13 protein-coding genes and 1 pseudogene are annotated in these 14,405 nt (G+C 73.9%); 8 read left to right on the forward strand and 6 right to left on the reverse strand.

Annotation, left to right across the window (positions count from 1 at the left end; genetic code table 11):
• Positions 1 to 15: 15 nt before the first annotated feature.
• From OG435_RS44835 to OG435_RS44845, 3 genes are all read right to left on the reverse strand, one after another.
• The gene (locus OG435_RS44835; RefSeq protein WP_266886941.1) at positions 16 to 1,311 is read right to left on the reverse strand and encodes a sensor histidine kinase; all 1,296 of its coding nucleotides are present in this window, start codon (positions 1,309 to 1,311) and stop codon (positions 16 to 18) included.
• A gap of 150 nt (positions 1,312 to 1,461) precedes the next feature.
• On the reverse strand, positions 1,462 to 3,759 hold the full coding sequence (locus tag OG435_RS44840) for a TOMM precursor leader peptide-binding protein (protein WP_266886943.1): 2,298 nt from the start codon (positions 3,757 to 3,759) through the stop codon (positions 1,462 to 1,464).
• A complete protein-coding gene (locus OG435_RS44845; protein ID WP_266886945.1) occupies positions 3,756 to 4,025 on the reverse strand; it encodes a hypothetical protein in 270 nt (89 codons plus the stop codon). Before OG435_RS44845 ends, OG435_RS44840 begins: the two co-directional genes overlap by 4 nt.
• A 238-nt stretch (positions 4,026 to 4,263) precedes the next feature.
• Between OG435_RS44845 and OG435_RS44850 the strand changes: the two genes are divergently transcribed.
• On the forward strand, positions 4,264 to 5,091 hold the full coding sequence (locus OG435_RS44850; protein WP_266886947.1) for an AfsR/SARP family transcriptional regulator: 828 nt from the start codon (positions 4,264 to 4,266) through the stop codon (positions 5,089 to 5,091).
• A 106-nt stretch (positions 5,092 to 5,197) separates the two neighbouring features.
• On the opposite strand, the gene OG435_RS44855 is transcribed toward OG435_RS44850, so the two are convergent.
• Together OG435_RS44855 and pabB are read right to left on the reverse strand one after the other, a co-directional pair.
• Positions 5,198 to 6,055 (reverse strand): aminotransferase class IV, encoded by an 858-nt coding sequence (locus tag OG435_RS44855; protein WP_266886949.1) that lies wholly within the window; start codon positions 6,053 to 6,055, stop codon positions 5,198 to 5,200.
• Positions 6,052 to 8,219, reverse strand: a pseudogene (gene pabB, locus OG435_RS44860) (aminodeoxychorismate synthase component I). Before pabB ends, OG435_RS44855 begins: the two are co-directional and overlap by 4 nt.
• Positions 8,220 to 8,633: 414 nt before the next feature.
• Between pabB and OG435_RS44865 the strand changes: the two are divergent.
• On the forward strand, positions 8,634 to 9,818 hold the full coding sequence (locus OG435_RS44865; RefSeq protein ID WP_266886951.1) for an AMP-binding protein: 1,185 nt from the start codon (positions 8,634 to 8,636) through the stop codon (positions 9,816 to 9,818).
• Positions 9,788 to 10,075, forward strand: coding sequence for an AMP-binding enzyme (locus OG435_RS44870; protein WP_266886953.1), 288 nt, complete (start codon positions 9,788 to 9,790; stop codon positions 10,073 to 10,075). The genes OG435_RS44865 and OG435_RS44870 overlap by 31 nt, the downstream gene beginning before the upstream one ends.
• A 122-nt stretch (positions 10,076 to 10,197) precedes the next feature.
• On the opposite strand, the gene OG435_RS44875 is transcribed toward OG435_RS44870, so the two are convergent.
• Positions 10,198 to 10,851, reverse strand: coding sequence for a 4'-phosphopantetheinyl transferase family protein (locus tag OG435_RS44875; protein WP_266886955.1), 654 nt, complete (start codon positions 10,849 to 10,851; stop codon positions 10,198 to 10,200).
• A 74-nt stretch (positions 10,852 to 10,925) separates the two neighbouring features.
• Between OG435_RS44875 and OG435_RS44880 the strand changes: the two genes are divergently transcribed.
• From OG435_RS44880 to OG435_RS44900, 5 genes are read left to right on the forward strand one after another with little or no spacing between them, the layout of a single operon-like run.
• Positions 10,926 to 11,198: an acyl carrier protein gene (locus OG435_RS44880; RefSeq protein WP_266886957.1), complete on the forward strand. Its 273-nt coding sequence runs from the start codon at positions 10,926 to 10,928 to the stop codon at positions 11,196 to 11,198.
• Positions 11,195 to 11,452: an acyl carrier protein gene (locus OG435_RS44885; protein ID WP_266886959.1), complete on the forward strand. Its 258-nt coding sequence runs from the start codon at positions 11,195 to 11,197 to the stop codon at positions 11,450 to 11,452. The genes OG435_RS44880 and OG435_RS44885 overlap by 4 nt, the downstream gene beginning before the upstream one ends.
• Entirely contained in the window at positions 11,449 to 12,510 is a 1,062-nt protein-coding gene (locus tag OG435_RS44890) for a beta-ketoacyl-[acyl-carrier-protein] synthase family protein (protein ID WP_266886961.1), read from the forward strand. Before OG435_RS44885 ends, OG435_RS44890 begins: the two co-directional genes overlap by 4 nt.
• Positions 12,507 to 13,091, forward strand: coding sequence for a beta-ketoacyl synthase chain length factor (locus tag OG435_RS44895; protein WP_266886963.1), 585 nt, complete (start codon positions 12,507 to 12,509; stop codon positions 13,089 to 13,091). Before OG435_RS44890 ends, OG435_RS44895 begins: the two co-directional genes overlap by 4 nt.
• Positions 13,088 to 14,353 carry a beta-ketoacyl-[acyl-carrier-protein] synthase family protein gene (locus OG435_RS44900; RefSeq protein ID WP_266886965.1) on the forward strand — a complete coding sequence of 422 codons (1,266 nt, stop codon included), beginning with the start codon at positions 13,088 to 13,090 and terminating at the stop codon, positions 14,351 to 14,353. Before OG435_RS44895 ends, OG435_RS44900 begins: the two co-directional genes overlap by 4 nt.
• Positions 14,354 to 14,405 lie beyond the last annotated feature (52 nt).

Raw genomic sequence — 14,405 nt, forward strand, 5'->3', positions numbered from 1 at the left:
TCGGCTCGCGCCGGTTCAGCCGGCTCGACGTTCCAGCGCCGCGACGGACGCTCTTCCCGCGCTCCCGTCGTACTCGCGTCCCTGTGGCCCGATGTTGTCCGGCGGGTCGGGGGCGATCGGTCTCATCGGCGCCCTCGCCGTCACCCGGAACCGGCTCTCCGGTTCGATGCCCGCGGTCAGGGTCCCGCCGATCGCGGTGAGCCGCGCGGCCAGGTTGCCCAGCCCGCTGCCCCGGTCCACGGGGTCCGCGAGCCCGACGGCCACGACCCCGTCGTTCTCCATCACCAGTTCCACCATCTCCCCGTCGATCACGGCCGTGATGGTGCAGGACTGCACCTTGCTATGCCTGAGGATGTTGGTCACGCCCTCGCGCAGGGCGGTCGCCAGCACGGTGTCCACCAGCGGGTGCAGTCGCCCGCAGTCGATGTCCACCTTCGCCTCCACGCCGGCCGAGGCCATCACGTCGGCCACCGACACCGCCTCCGCCGCCAGCGACATGTCGCGGTACCCGCGGGCGACCGCCCGTACGTCGACGAGTGCCTGGCGGGACACCCCGAGCACGGAGACGACCTCTTCCCGTGCCCGCTCGGGGTTGTTGACGACGAGCCGCTGGATCAGCTCGCACTTCAGCGAGATCGCCGAGAGGCTGTAGCCGAGCAGGTCGTGCAGGTCCCGGGCGAACCTCAGCCGTTCCTGGATGACGGCCATCCGCGCCATCTCGGCACGGGTCTCGTGCACTTCCTTGACCAGGTCCGTCAGCCGGGTGAGGCCGTAGATCACCAGGCCGGTCAGCGCGGTGGAGATGGCCGCGTACGCGAGGTCCAGCACGGTGACGCCCTGTCCCACCGCCCACCACAGCACCACGCCCGAGATGGCCGCGAAGGAGGGCCAGGCGATCCTGGGCGGTGCGAGCAGCAGCACCGAGGCGCTCAGGGGGCCCGCCACACTGCCCCACAGCACGTTCAGCCAGACCAGGGGCAGGAAGGTCAGGAACAACTGCACCCCCAGGGCGGCGCACTTGCGGCCGGTGGACCAGCGCCGGGCCTTGGGCGAGGTGAGGACCAGCTGGAAACCGTAGAGGAGCAGAACCGCCGCCGCGCAGACGAAGAGTTCGCGCCGCCGGTCGCGCAGCGCGTATTCGACATTCAGCAGGGTGACGATTGCGTACCCGGACAGGACGGTGACCACGATGCCCTGCGCGAGGCGCGGGGCGAGCACGTCGGTGACCCGCCGCTTGTCCGGATTCTTGGTTTCCGCTTGCTCGGTCCCCTGAGCTAGGTCGTTGTCCGCAGTCCGGAAACGGCCCGTCATATGCTCACTCCTCGGTAGGAAAACGAGAGCGTCCGAGTCCGCACTATATGCCGAGCCCGGCGAAGATCGGAGAGGTAGCCGAGAGCTGATCTGCACGGGCATCCGGAAGGGCTTCCGTAAGGCCATCCGGAAGGGCGTGCACAGGGGCATCTACAAGGGCAGCGGAAGATCGTTGAGTTCACGGAATGCGGTGGAGGTATTCAGCTGACCGAGACGCACCGGTACCTCGAAAAGGCGTCCGGGGGCGAACCTGGCGTAGAACGGGCGCAGTCCGGGCACCAGGGTCTTGACCACGGGTATGCCCACGTCGGGCCGGGTCTGGTCGAGGACCAGCAGCTCCATCCCGTGCGATTCCAGCAGGGTCCGCAGGTGCGTGACGTCGTCGAGGAGGTCGGCGTTGCGTCCGGCGTACCGCCAGGACGCGGGGGTCCGCGCGGACTGCGCCGGGTCCGCGAAGAGTTGCGGCTGGCCCGGCAGGTCCGTACCGGAACCGCCGGCGGCCGGCAGCATCTGCACCATCTCGGTGACCGCCCTGCGCAGGGCGAGCCGCGGGTCGAGGTGGGCTCCGAAGCCGTAGACGAACTCCCCTTCGGGGCCGTCGGTGCGCCGGGAGACGGCCGCCACGACCGGGATTCCGAGGTCTGAGGTGAGGTCGAGGGCCCAGACCTGGCGCCCGGCCCGGCCGAGCGCCGATCTGGTGGCCGCCAGCCAGGGCTCGTCGAAGGAGTCCAGGTCGATCCCGGGCAGGCGCAGCCGGTTGTACCACCACAGCGCCACGGCGTCCCGCTCGACGAGTTCGAGCACGCCCTGGACCACGGCGTCCTCCGGGCTGCCGCCCGCGGCGTTGCCGTTGGAGTCGGCCCACAGACCGTCCGGGGAGGAGCTCCCGCCCGTGTTGAAGTACAGCGTGGAGGTGGGCAGGAGCCGGTGGGCCCCGGCGGTGAGCGACCACACGGGCGTCCACTCGGTCGCGGCGTCGGCGTCGAAGGGCCGGCTCACGTGGTGGAAGGGCTGCTGCAGGGCGTTCCAGCGCTGCCGGTCGGCGTACTGCCGCTCGTCGAACAGCTGGTACGTGTTGGGGTGGACGGCCGAGGAGCCCAGCCCGGACAGGGAGTCCCGGATGACCAGCTCGTCGCCCTGGCGGGCGGCGCTGTACCGTTCCGCCGCCTCGCACAGCGCGCTCGCCCGGGCCTCGGTGGCGGTCGCCCCCTTGCCTCCGCTGCGGGCCCGCAGGACCTGGTGGACCCCGGCCAGCGAGTGCCCGCGCAGGGCGAGGTTGTGCCCGGAGTCGTAGGCGTGCAGTCCGTCGGGCAGTCCCGGGACCGGGCGGACGTTCGTGACGATGCCGGTGACCGGGCTGATCAGGTGGCGGTTCTCGATGAGGATGCCCTCGGCGCAGACGGCCCGGTCGTTGCTGCCGGTGCCCTCCGCCTTCGGCCGGGAGGCCAGGGCGAGGGGCCGCGCCGTCCGCCGGGCGACGAGCGAGGGGTCCCCGCAGTCGGGGCACTGCGGCCGGCGCAGCACGGTGTGGTGGGTGGTGCTCAGGTTGAGGCTGTCCAGGACGCACACGGAGCGCTGCTCCGGGTAGCGCAGTCCCGCGAGCCACTTCGACAGTTCCAGCACGGCGCACTGCAGACCCAGCGACCGTACGGCCGAGAGGGTCGGGGCGGGTCTCGGCGCCGGCCCGTCCAGGCCCAGGGCGCGCTGTACGGGGAGTTCCCCGGCGCGGTGCTCGGACAGCCGGTGCGCCAGGCAGGACCAGCAGGGCCCGTCGGTGGGCCCGTCGGGTCCGGCGGGTCCGGCCGCTCCGTTGGTGGGCGGCGAGAAGAACGGGCCGGTCCAGGGGTCGGCGCCGAACGGCCTGGCCAGCAGCCAGGACCGGCCCTGGCGGCGCAGCCGTCCGGAGACGGCCCGCAGCCCGGGGTCCAGGTAGTCCGCGCACACCACCAGGGCCAGCGGGGTGTCGGCGTGCTCGTCCACGGCGTTGAGCCCGGAGGCGGCGCAGGCGGCGCGGGCCGCGTCGGCGTCGACCCCTCCGACCGGGATCACCGCTACGGGCGCCGTGCCGACCTCGGTCGTCGCCTCGTACCCGTCGAGGCCCGCCCGGTCCCAGTAGGCCTGGGCCAGGGCGGTGTCCCCGCCGGCCGGGGCGGCGCCGGCGGTGTCGGCTCCGCCGTGTCGGTACCCGACCAGATTGGCCTGCGCGAGACTCCGCAGCGCCCGTCCCACCTCGGCGACCGGCATGGTCCGCGAGGCGGCTCTGAGTAAGGCGTCCAGGGTGTGGCTGCCGTCGAGCAGCGGGACCAAGCTCTCTATCCCGGCTCCGCGCAGGACGGTCACGCCCTGGTCGGACAGGACGAAGGCGGCCTCACCCGGTACCGCTTCGGCCCGCACGTGGCGCTTGAAGGCGACGAAGGGGCCCGCCTGGCCCTCCGGCGGGGGCGTCATGCCGCGACCTGGAGGTCGGCCTGGTCGGTGAGGCTGCCGCCGGTGCAGATGCTGCACCGCAGGCAGCTGGACACCGAACCGGTGACGGCGCTCAGGTCGTCGATGGAGAGGGTCGCGCCGGACGTCCAGTCGAGTCCCTTGGCTTCCAGTCCGAACTCCAGCAGGACCCCTGCCGGGTCGGTGTCGAAGCGCTGTCCGAGCTTGGGTTCCAGAGCGGTACGGGCGGCGAGTTCCGCGAAACGGAAAAGTTCCTGGGCCACGTTCATGACTTCCCCCTGAAACGAACGGTGCTGCACTGGTGTCCTGTTGGGACGAGAGTCTGGAGGGGGACCTCACAGCACCGGCAGTGCCACGTTCACCGGCCGCGTATGACATTTTCATGATTCACCTCGTGCGCACCTCACTGGGCCGCCGAGGGCCTCTGCTGCGAGGCTGTTTGCCTGACTCCAAAGGGGTCGTCGCACACTGTCCGGCATCCGTGGCCCGATGAGGGAGAGCGCACAGATGGAGATCAAAGTACTCGGGTCGCTCACTGCCCAGGAGCGCGGCGTCTCGGTCGTTCCGACCGCTACGAAGCCCCGGCAACTGCTGGCCCTGCTCGCTTTGCACGCCGGCCGGGTCGTCACCGTGCCGACGCTGATGGAGGAGATCTGGGGGGAGGACATCCCCCGCAGCGCCACCACGACGCTGCAGACGTACATCCTCCAGCTGCGCCGGAAGATCGGCAGCGCCCTGGAGCGGGACCCGGAGCTCGACGCCAAGGAGGTCCTGGTCACCCGGTTCGGGGGCTACCTGCTCCAGGTGCCGCCGGGCCAGGTCGACGCCCACGAGTTCGAGCGGCTCGCGGGGCAGGGCCGGGCCGCCTACGACATCGGCGACTACCGTGCCGCGTCCGATCTGCTCGGCCGCTCGCTCGCGCTGTGGCAGGGCCCGGCGCTGGTCGACGTACGTGCGGGATCGATCCTCGAACTCGAGGTGCTCCAGCTCAACGAGGAGCGCACGGCCGCCCTGGAGCGGCGCATCGAGGCCGACATCCGGCTCGGCCGGTGCGCCGAGGTGATCCCCGAACTGCGGGTGCTGGCGGCCCGCCACCCCCTCCACGAGGGCTTCTGCGGGCAGCTGATGCGCGCCCTGCACCGCTCGGGCGGGGGCTGGCGCGCGCTGGAGGCCTACCAGAAGCTGCGGGCCTCGCTCGTACGCGAACTGGGGCTGGAGCCGTCCGCTCCGCTCCAGCAGCTGCACCAGGCCGTGCTCTCCGGCGATCTGGCCCGGACCGATCCGGCCGGCTCGACGGTCCCCCGCCGGCTCCAGCCGATCGCGGCCGCCGAATAACGAACAGGAATTCCCGACTGGCGCCGACCGGCTCCGGCGGGGAAAGGCAATTCGGCGCCCGCACCCGCCGGTTCGGCCCTTTCCCCGGAAAGGGCCCGCGGCGGGCTCACTCCGGGAGCGGGGTCCGCAGGCCGTCCAGCCAGCTCTGCCACGCGGCCGCGTGCAGCGGGGCGCCGGCCGGGAGGGAGCTGCCCGTCCAGGCGGTGACGGGGCGCAGCCCGTGGAGGGCGTTGGCCACCCAGACCTCGCGTCCGGCCAGCGCGGACAGCCTGCGCCGGGCGGGCCGTACGGTCACGCCCGTGCGCGCCGCCCGCTCCAGCAGCAGCGCGGCGGTGACCCCGGGGAGAACGGGGAGTTCGGCGGGCGGATGGCACAGGACGTCCTCCTCCCACCACAGGAGCGAGGAGTTGGCCGCTTCGAGCAGCACCCCGTCCGCGGTGACCAGGATCGCCTCGTCGGCCTCCGCGGCCGCGGCCCTGGAGCGGACCGCTGCCAGGGCGCCCAGGTCCGGCCCCTTGTGACGGGGCGTCCGGCGCGGGTCGCGTACGGCCAGCCCCCAGACCCTGGCGGTCGTGGAGAGCGCGGGGGCGGGGCGCAGCCGGTACAGCAGCCGGTGGCCGCCGGGCAGGACGGTGTCCGGGAACGCGGCGGCGGACGCGGTCTCCAGCTCGACGCGCGGGAACCAGAGGCCGGGCTCCCGGGGCAGCAGGGCGGCCGTGTCGGTCCAGAAGGTGTCCAGCAGCGCGCCGGGCACGCCGGCGGCCGCGGCGCAGGTCGCGGTGAAGCGGCGGCGGTGCCGGGCCAGGGCGCGGACCCGGCCGTCGGCGACCAGCCAGGAGTCCGCGGCGAGGAGCGTGCCGGGTGCGTCCGTCGCGGGAACCTCGTGCAGGGCACCGTCCGGGGTGAGCGCGAAGAGCCGGTCGGCGGCCCGGACCGGGCCGGTCGGCGCCGTCCGCCCGGTCAACGGGACGCCGCGGGCTCGGTGGACGCCGCCCCGTCGCGGCCGGGGAAGCCCCTGCCGAGGAGGCGGAGCAGCGGGGTGGTCTTGGTGATGGTCTCCTCGTACTCGTCGGCCGGGTCGGAGAGCGCGACGATGGCGCCCCCGACTCCGTAGCGGATGCCCTCCTCCGTCACGACGGCGGTACGGATGACGATGCTGAGGTCGGCGCCGCCGCACAGGGAGAAGTAGCCGATCGCTCCGGAGTACACACCGCGCGGGCCCTCCTCCAGTTCGTCGATGATCTGCATGGTGCGGATCTTAGGGGCGCCCGTCATGGAGCCGCCCGGAAACGCGGTGCGCACGCACTCCACGGCGCTCACTCCGGGGCGCAGGGTGGCCCGTACGGTGCTGACGAGCTGGTGCACCGTGGCGAAGGTCTCCACGTCGAACAGCTTGGGCACGTGGACCGAGCCGACCTCCGCGCACCGGCCGAGGTCGTTGCGGACCAGGTCGACGATCATCAGGTTCTCGGAGCGGTCCTTCTCGTTGGTCCGCAGATCGGCGATCAGCGCCTCGTCCTCCCGCGCGGTGGCGCCGCGCGGCCGGGTCCACTTGATCGGCTTGGACTCGGCCAGTCCCTCGGCGGTGACGCGCAGGAACCGCTCCGGCGAGGTGCTGAGGACGGCCAGGTCCTCGAAGAGCAGCAGCGAGGCGAACGGCGCCGGGCTGGTGCGGCGCAGGAAGCGGTATCCCTCCCAGGGGTCCACCTTCGCCTCGCTGTGCAGTTCGTTGGTGAGGCAGACCTCGTAGGTCTCGCCGGCGGCGATGTCCTCCTGGCTGCGCCGGATGCGGTCCAGGTAGGCGTCCCGGTCGTGCCGCAGGCTGAGGTCGCCGGCGTCCAGGGGCTGCGCGGGCACGTCGGCGTCCGCCGTCCGGCCGGCGAGGGCGCGCAGCCGCCCGGTGGTGGTGTGCAGCCATGCGCGGGCGGCGGCGTCGAGGGCGAGCGCCTCGGCATCGTCCGCACCGGGGTCGGCGGGGGCCAGGGCGAGCCGGTGCGTGGTGCCGGTCAGGTGGTCGAAGGCCAGGGCGCGGGCGGCGAACACCATCGTGGCGTCGGGCTGCCGCGAGCGGTGCACGACCGGGCCCGCGCCGCACTGCGCCTTGAGTTCGTACCCGAGGTACCCGACCCAGCCGAGGGCGAAGTTGCAGGGGTTCTCGGCCCTGTCGGGCAGGTCCGTCCGCAGGGACTTCAGGTCCTCGTCGATCCAGTCGAAGAAGGGCCGCCGCTCGACCTGCGCGCTGCGGACGCCGTCCCGTTCGGAGACGACGGTGACCGTGCCGGCCGCGACGTCGGCCGTGGCCACGCGGGCCAGGTCGCCCGAGGCGTCCCCCATGATCGAGAAGCGGCCCGTGGCGCCGTCGCCGCGGCTGCTGTCGAGCCAGAAGGCGTGGTTCCCGCCGCGCAGCAGCGCGTCGAAGACGATCTCGGGGTCCCATGCGGTGGGCAGCCGCTCGGTGAGGACGCGCAGGTGCCGGCCCGGGGCGGGCCGGGCGGGCGCGGCCGCGGGCGCGGCGGGTGCGGGGGGCCGCGCGGCGGGGTGCTCCTCCTGCCAGCGGGCCGTGAGCTCGCGGAAGTTGCGCATCATCAGCAGTCCGTGCTCGCTGCTGATGGATTCCGGGTGGAACTGCACGCCCCACAGCGGGCGTTCGCGGTGGCGCAGGCCCATGAGGATGCCGCCCGGCGCCCACGCAGTGGCCTCGAAGACCTCCTCGGGCAGGTCTTCGACGGTGAGGGAGTGGTAGCGCACGACGTCGAAGGGCGAGGGGATCCCGGCGAAGAGGTCCGTCCCGGTGTGCTCCACGGGGGAGACCCGTCCGTGCCGGGCTCGGGGGCCCGCCGGACGGAGCCGCCGCCGAGGTGGGCCATGCCCTGGTGGCCGAGGCACACGCCGAGGACCGGGCGGTCCGCCGCGCGGACGATCTCGGTGCAGACGCCGAAGTCCTCGGGGCGCTCGGGGGTGCCGGGTCCGGGAGACAGGACGACGTTGTCGAACCCCTCCAGATGGCTGATTCTCCACCCCGGCTCGTCGTTGCGGATGACGACGGGCTCCTGCCCGTTGGCCTCCGCCAGGAGGTGGAACAGATTGAAGGTGAAGGAGTCGTAGTTGTCCACCAGGAGCGTGCGCATGCTCACCTCACGAGGTCATGGAGGGACGGATTCGACAGCCGGATCCGATAGAAAGATCTGATGACTGAATTCCGGACGGACGACGCAGCCCGGGAAAGATCGTCTCGACGGCCTCCCGGATAAACCGGTCCCTCCCGATTCCCCGTCAGGGAAATCGGGGAATGCATGATCTCCCCGTTCAATACGGGCAGACCCTACAGGGAGTCCCTGTTCAGTCAAACATTTCCGCCCCGCGCGACGGGCTCCGCGAGGCAACCCGGGAGTAGGAATTCGCAATTCCGCAAGAATGCTGTCGCGCTTTGCATATGACGCTTGACAGTCCCCGAGGGGTCCTTTCTATTGTGCGGAACTGCTGAGCCAGTCAGGGCTAATCAGCAGTACAACGGGGCAGTGCAAACGGGGAGATGTTTGTTCGTGATCAGCGATTTCGGGGGCCCCGGGCCCGGGGCGGCCGATCCGCGGCAGCACGACGGAAGCTGGGTCGGGGAGCTGCTCCTGCACGCCGGCCACGACGACGCCGAGCCCGCCGTGCACATCGGCGAGCGGCTGGATCGCGCCGGTCTGCGCCACGAGGTCGGGGACCGCCACGCGGAGCTGGCGGAGGCCGGACTGCGCCGCGGCGGATCGGTCGCGCTGCAGCTGCCCCCGTCGCTCGCGCTGCTCACCCACCTGCTGGCCGCCTGGCGGACCGGGGCCCAGGTGATCCTGCTCGACCACCGGCTGACCGCCCACGAGAGCGACCGGGCCCTGCGTCGGACGGCCCCTCAGTTCCTGGTCCGGCCGGCCGGACCGGTGCGCCTCGGCGTGCTGCGCGGCTTCCACGCGGTCGACCCCGTGGCCGAGCCGTACCCCGGGGGCCGCCCGGCCGAGAGCGGGCACGCGCTCGTCCAGCTCAGCTCGGGTTCCACCGGCCCCTCCAAGGTGATCGGGCGCACGGCGGCGGATCTCGTCGCCGAGGTCCACCGCTACACCCTGATCCCCGGCATGCCCCGCCGGGGGGACCGCATCGTGGTCCTCAACTCCCTGATCCACGCGATGGGGTTGATGGCCGGGGTCCTGCACAGCCTGCACACGGGCGTGGAGATCGTGCTGCCGGAGCGGATGAGCGCCGACGGCATCCTCGCCGCCGTGGCCGCTCGGACCGCGCCGACCGTGATCACGGGCGTCCCGTTCCACGCGCAGCTGCTGGCCTCGGTGTCCGCTCCCCCGCCGCTGCCGCACCTCGTACGGGCCGTCTCCGCGGGCGAGCCGGTGCGGCCCGGGGTCGCCGAGGCCTTCGCCGCGCGGTACTCCGTACCGCTGGGCGAGGTGTACGGGATGACGGAGACGGGCGTCCTCGCGGCCGACCTGTCCGGGGCCTCCCGGCCGGCCACGGGGCGTACGGCTCCGGGCATCGAGGCGAAGGTCGTGGACGGGGAGCTCCTCGTACGGCGGCCCGTCAGCCCGTACCTCGGCCCGGCCGGTCCGGACCGGACCGCTGGGCGGACGGCTGGCTGCGCACCCGCGACGCCGCGACGCTCGACCCGGAGACCGGGCTGCTCGCCGTCGTGGGCCGGCTGGACTCCCAGGTGTCGGTCGGCGGGCTCAAGGTCGATCTGACCGAGGTCGAGTGGACCCTGTCCGAACTGCCCGGCGTGCGCGAGGCGGTGGTGGTCCACGACGGGGCGATCGAGGCCTACGCGGTCCTCGGCGAGGGCGTCACGACACGGTCCGTGGAGGCCCTCCTCACCGAGCGGCTGGCCGCCTTCAAACTACCGCACCGCATCCACCCCCTGTCCGCCCTGCCCCGTACAGCCACGGGCAAGCCACGACGGGACCCGGCCACCCTACGAGCCGCCGCCCTGGAACAGGCGTGATCCCGGTGAACCGCCCCCACCCCGCCACCCCGCGCGGAATCCCGGTGGCACCGCACGGGCAGCCCGGGCCACACCGGAGGCTGGCAGCCCCGCGCCTGAACTCCGGCACGGCGTGCCGGAGTTCAGGCGTCCACGTGGGTGACGGAGACCAGGGCGCCCTCGGTGCCCGGGCCGCCGGCCACGCACAGTACGTAGCCCTCGGGGCCGGCGGGGACGGCGCTGGTCAGACCCGCTCCCGGGAAGATCTCCCGCAGGGTCACCGGACGCCCGGCGGGCTCCGGCTCCGGCGGCAGTCCGGAGGCGGGCAGCGGGACCGGCCGCAGCCGGCCCCCGCCGGCCAGTCCGGTGCCGAGCGCCTTGCCCAGTGCCTCCTTGTGCGTCCAGACCCACAGCAGGGCGCGGGCCCGCAGGGCGGGTGCGTGACCCTCGATCCAGCGGACGTCCTCCTCGCCGAACCAGCGCCGGGCGAGGGCCACCGCCGGGAGCTCGCGGGCCGGCTCCACGCCCACGTCCCCGTCGGTGCAGACCGCGACCGCGGTCAGGCCGCGGGTGTGGCTCACGCTCACGTGAACCCGTACCGGCGGCCGCCGTCCACAGTCCGCGGCGCCGGGCCGTGACACCACGTACGGCCGTCCGCCCGGTTCCCTGCCCACGGCCAGGCCCTCGGGCCCGACGCCCAGGACCGCCGCCGCGGCCCGCCGCAGCAGCACGTGCGCGTGCTTGCGCTGGTCACCGACCGGGACCGCGAGCCACACCTCCACACGGGACACCGACACCGACACCCCCACTCGTCCCGGTGCCCAGACACGTCCTGAACACACATACGAACACTGATACAAGGAGCCGGTTCATGAGCACCCCTGTGCGCGCATTCGTAGTGAACACCCTCGAAACCATGAACCTCGACACGGCCGGGGTCACGGACGCCACCCCCCTCGGCGACGACGGCCTGGAGCTGGAGTCGCTCACCACCGCCGAACTCGTCATGCAGGTCGAGGAGGAGTACGGGGTCAAGTTCAGCGACGAGGACGTCGAGGCCCTGCAGACCCTGACCATCGGCGAGTTCGTCGCCCAGGTCGAGCAGCGCCGGACCCAGGTCACGGCCCAGGCCGGCTCGGCGTGAGCGGCCGGCCCCCTGCCCCCGGCCGCCCGGAGGTGATCGCCCTGCTGGCCCAGCACGACGAGTGCGCCCCGGGCGACGTGGGCGAGCGGATCGATTCCCTGCAGCTGGCCTGGCTGGTGCACGTGGTCGAGGAGCGGTACGGCATCCGGATCGACCTCGACGAGGAGCTGGAGGCCATGGACACGGTCGACGGCGCCGTCGCGGTGCTGGCGGGCGCCCTGGCCCCACCCGCGACGGGCGGGAGCGGCTCGTGACCGGGACGGACCCGATGGCGGACCGGGCGGCGAACCCGGCGGCCGACCGCACGGTCGTCATCACCGGACTCGGCGTCACCAGCGCCTTCGGCCGCGGCGAGGAGGCCCTCGGGCGGGGACTGGCCGCCTCCCGGGCGGCCTTCGGACCGCTCGGGCGCTTCGCCACGGACCGGTACCGCACGGGCGTCGCCGCCGTACTGCCGGGCTCCCCCGACCTGGACGAGGAGCTGCGCCGGGTCGTGGACGAGGCCTGTGAGCAGGCCGGGCTGTCGCCGGCGGAGCGGGCGCAGGCTCCGCTGCTGCTGGGCCGGCACGCCGATCCGGCGGTGGCCCGCGGGCCGCTGGCCGTCCAGGCCAAGTCGGCGATCTCGGACACCGCGGCCGCCCTCGCGCGGCCCTGCGGGCTGCTGGGCGCGGCCCGGACCTACACCAACGCCTGTGTGGCCGCCAGTACGGCGGTCTTCGAGGCGGCCGTACGGATCCGCACCGGCCGCCAGGACCGCGTGGTCGTCTCGGCGGGCTACCTCGTGGACGAGGACAACTTCGCGCTGTTCTCCGCAGGCCGGGCGCTCGCCCCGGACGGCGTGCTGCGCCCCTTCAGCGCCGGCCGCAAGGGCCTGCTCCTCGGTGACGGGGTCGGCGCGGTGGTACTGGAGTCCGCGCGGGCCGTCGGCGCCGCGCTGGACCGGGCCGGGCTGGCGCCCGCGGACATCGGCTACGTCAACGCCCACGGCACCGGCACGCCCGCCAACGACTCCTCGGAGAGCGCCGCCCTGCGCCTCGCCCTCGGGGAGGCCGTCGACAGCACCCCGGTGAGCTCCACGAAGTCCCTCCACGGACACGCCCTGGAGGCCTCGGGAATGCTCGAACTCGCCGTCAGCCTGCTGGTCCTGCGCAACGGGGAACTCCCCGTGAACGCGGGCTACTCGGGCCCCGACGACGACTGCCGCCTGGACCTGGTCCTCGGCTCGCCCCGCCGGGTCTCCCCCCGGCACGTCCTCAGCCTGAACGCCGCCTTCGGCGGGGCCGACACCGCATTGGTGGTGAGCGCGCCATGACCCTTTCCACCTACCCCCTGGCAGCCGTGGAGGTCCTCGCCGAGGGCGTCTGGCCCGCCCCGGGCGACCCCCGGCTGCCCGCTCCGCTCGCCGGTTTCGCCGTCTCCTCCTTCAGCCCGATGGCCTCGGCCGCCGCCGACCGCTGCCTGGAGCCGATCTACGGGGCTCCGGGCGCGCAGGAGTCGCAGGAGTCGCAGGAACTCGTACGACGGGCCGGCCGCACCGCGATCGTGCTGGCCTCCCGGGGCGGCGACCTGGAGACGCACACGGCGACCGCGGTCGCCGTGGACGCCGGCCGGCCCGCGGCGCCCCTGCTGTTCTTCCAGTCGGTGCCCAACGCGGTGGTCGGCCACATCGCCAAGCGCTGGGGGCTCGCCGGCCCGGTGATCTGCTTCAGCCCCGACGCGGCGACCGCCGATCCGCTGAGCGAGGCCCTGGACGTCGCCCGCTCCCTGGTCGACGGGGGCGATACCGAGGAGGCGCTGCTGCTGCTCGTGGAGCAGGCCGGCCCGGACGGCGCGCCCGCGAACGCCCGCGCCCTGCTCGTACGGCCCGCGCCGTTCGCCGGGGAGGCGCCGTGAGGAGCGGGCTCCGGGAGCGGTACGACGTCCGGGTCACCGGGATCGGACTGGTCACCCCGCTGGGGATCGGCGTACCGGCCTTCGTGGACGGGCTCGCGGCCGGACGCTCCGGGCTGCGCCGACTGGAGGGCGAGGCATGGGCCGCGACCGGCGCCGACGTGGCCGGGGTGGCCCCCGAGATCAACGCCCTGGACCTGCTGCCGCGCACCGAGGCGCGGTCCGTCGACCGGTTCGTGCTCATGGCGCTGGCCGCCGCCGACGAGGCCCTCGGCGACGCGAAGCTGACGGTGGGCCAGGACGTGGCGCCGGACCGGGTGGCGGTCGTGGTCTCCAACGGCGCCGGCGGGCTCGCGACGTACGAGGAGCAGGCCGTGGCCCGCGCCTCCCGGGGCCGGGCCGCGGTCAGCCCGTACCTCCTTCCCGGCATGCTGCCCAACATGGCGGCGGCCCGCATCGCGATGCGCCACGGCGTACGCGGCCTCAGCAGTTCCATCGCCACGGCCTGCGCGGCGGGGGCGATGTCGGTGGCCGAGGGGCTCCGGCTGATCCGTGAGGGCACCGCGGACGTGGTGGTCTGCGGGGGCACCGACACCGCGCTCGCCCCTTCCGTGGCCACCTCCTTCGGCAACGCCCGCGCACTGGCCCGCGCCGGGGCGGGTGATCCGGCGGCGGCCAGCCGCCCGTTCGACCTGAACCGGAGCGGTTTCGTGCTGGCCGAGGGCGCCGGGATCCTCGTCCTGGAGCGGGCCGCCCACGCCCGCGCCCGCTCGGCGCACGCCTACGGGCGGGTACTGGGCTGGGGCGCGACCAGCGACGCCCACCACCCGACCTCGCCCCGGCCCGACGGCGCGGGCGCCGCGGCCGCCATGCGGCTCGCGCTGGCGGACGCGGGGCTGGCGCCCCGGGACATCGGCTACGTCAACGCCCACGGGACCGCCACCAAGGCGGGCGACGTGGCCGAGGCGCACGCCATCCGCTCGGTGTTCGGCGAGGACGGGCCGCCGGTCAGCCCGGTCAAGGGCGCCATCGGCCATCTCCTGGGCGCGGCGGGCGCGGTGGAGGCGGCGGCGACCGTACTCGCCCTGCACCACCGGAGCCTCCCGGCGACGGCCAACCTCGACCGGCCGGACCCCCGGTGCGCGCTCGACCACGTCCGCGGCGCGCCCCGTGCGGCGGCGCCCGAGGCGGCGGTGTCCAACTCCTTCGCCTTCGGCGGCCACAACGTGAGCCTCGTGCTCGGCCGGGCCCCGGAGGCGGTCTGACCCGCCCGGCACCCGCTCCCCCCGCACCGGAACCACCGCACCAGTCGAATCC

Source organism: Streptomyces sp. NBC_01264 (assembly GCF_026340675.1).
Classification (GTDB): Bacteria; Actinomycetota; Actinomycetes; order Streptomycetales; family Streptomycetaceae; genus Streptomyces.

Bases quoted from the DNA above. Each gene is read 5' to 3' on its own strand.
- OG435_RS44850 (WP_266886947.1), top strand. From the start codon at position 4,264: ATGGAGATCAAAGTACTCGGGTCGCTCACTGCCCAGGAGCGCGGCGTC.
- OG435_RS44840 (WP_266886943.1), bottom strand. From the start codon at position 3,759: ATGACGCCCCCGCCGGAGGGCCAGGCGGGCCCCTTCGTCGCCTTCAAG.
- OG435_RS44835 (WP_266886941.1), bottom strand. From the start codon at position 1,311: ATGACGGGCCGTTTCCGGACTGCGGACAACGACCTAGCTCAGGGGACC.
- OG435_RS44895 (WP_266886963.1), top strand. From the start codon at position 12,507: ATGACCCTTTCCACCTACCCCCTGGCAGCCGTGGAGGTCCTCGCCGAG.
- OG435_RS44880 (WP_266886957.1), top strand. From the start codon at position 10,926: ATGAGCACCCCTGTGCGCGCATTCGTAGTGAACACCCTCGAAACCATG.
- OG435_RS44845 (WP_266886945.1), bottom strand. From the start codon at position 4,025: ATGAACGTGGCCCAGGAACTTTTCCGTTTCGCGGAACTCGCCGCCCGT.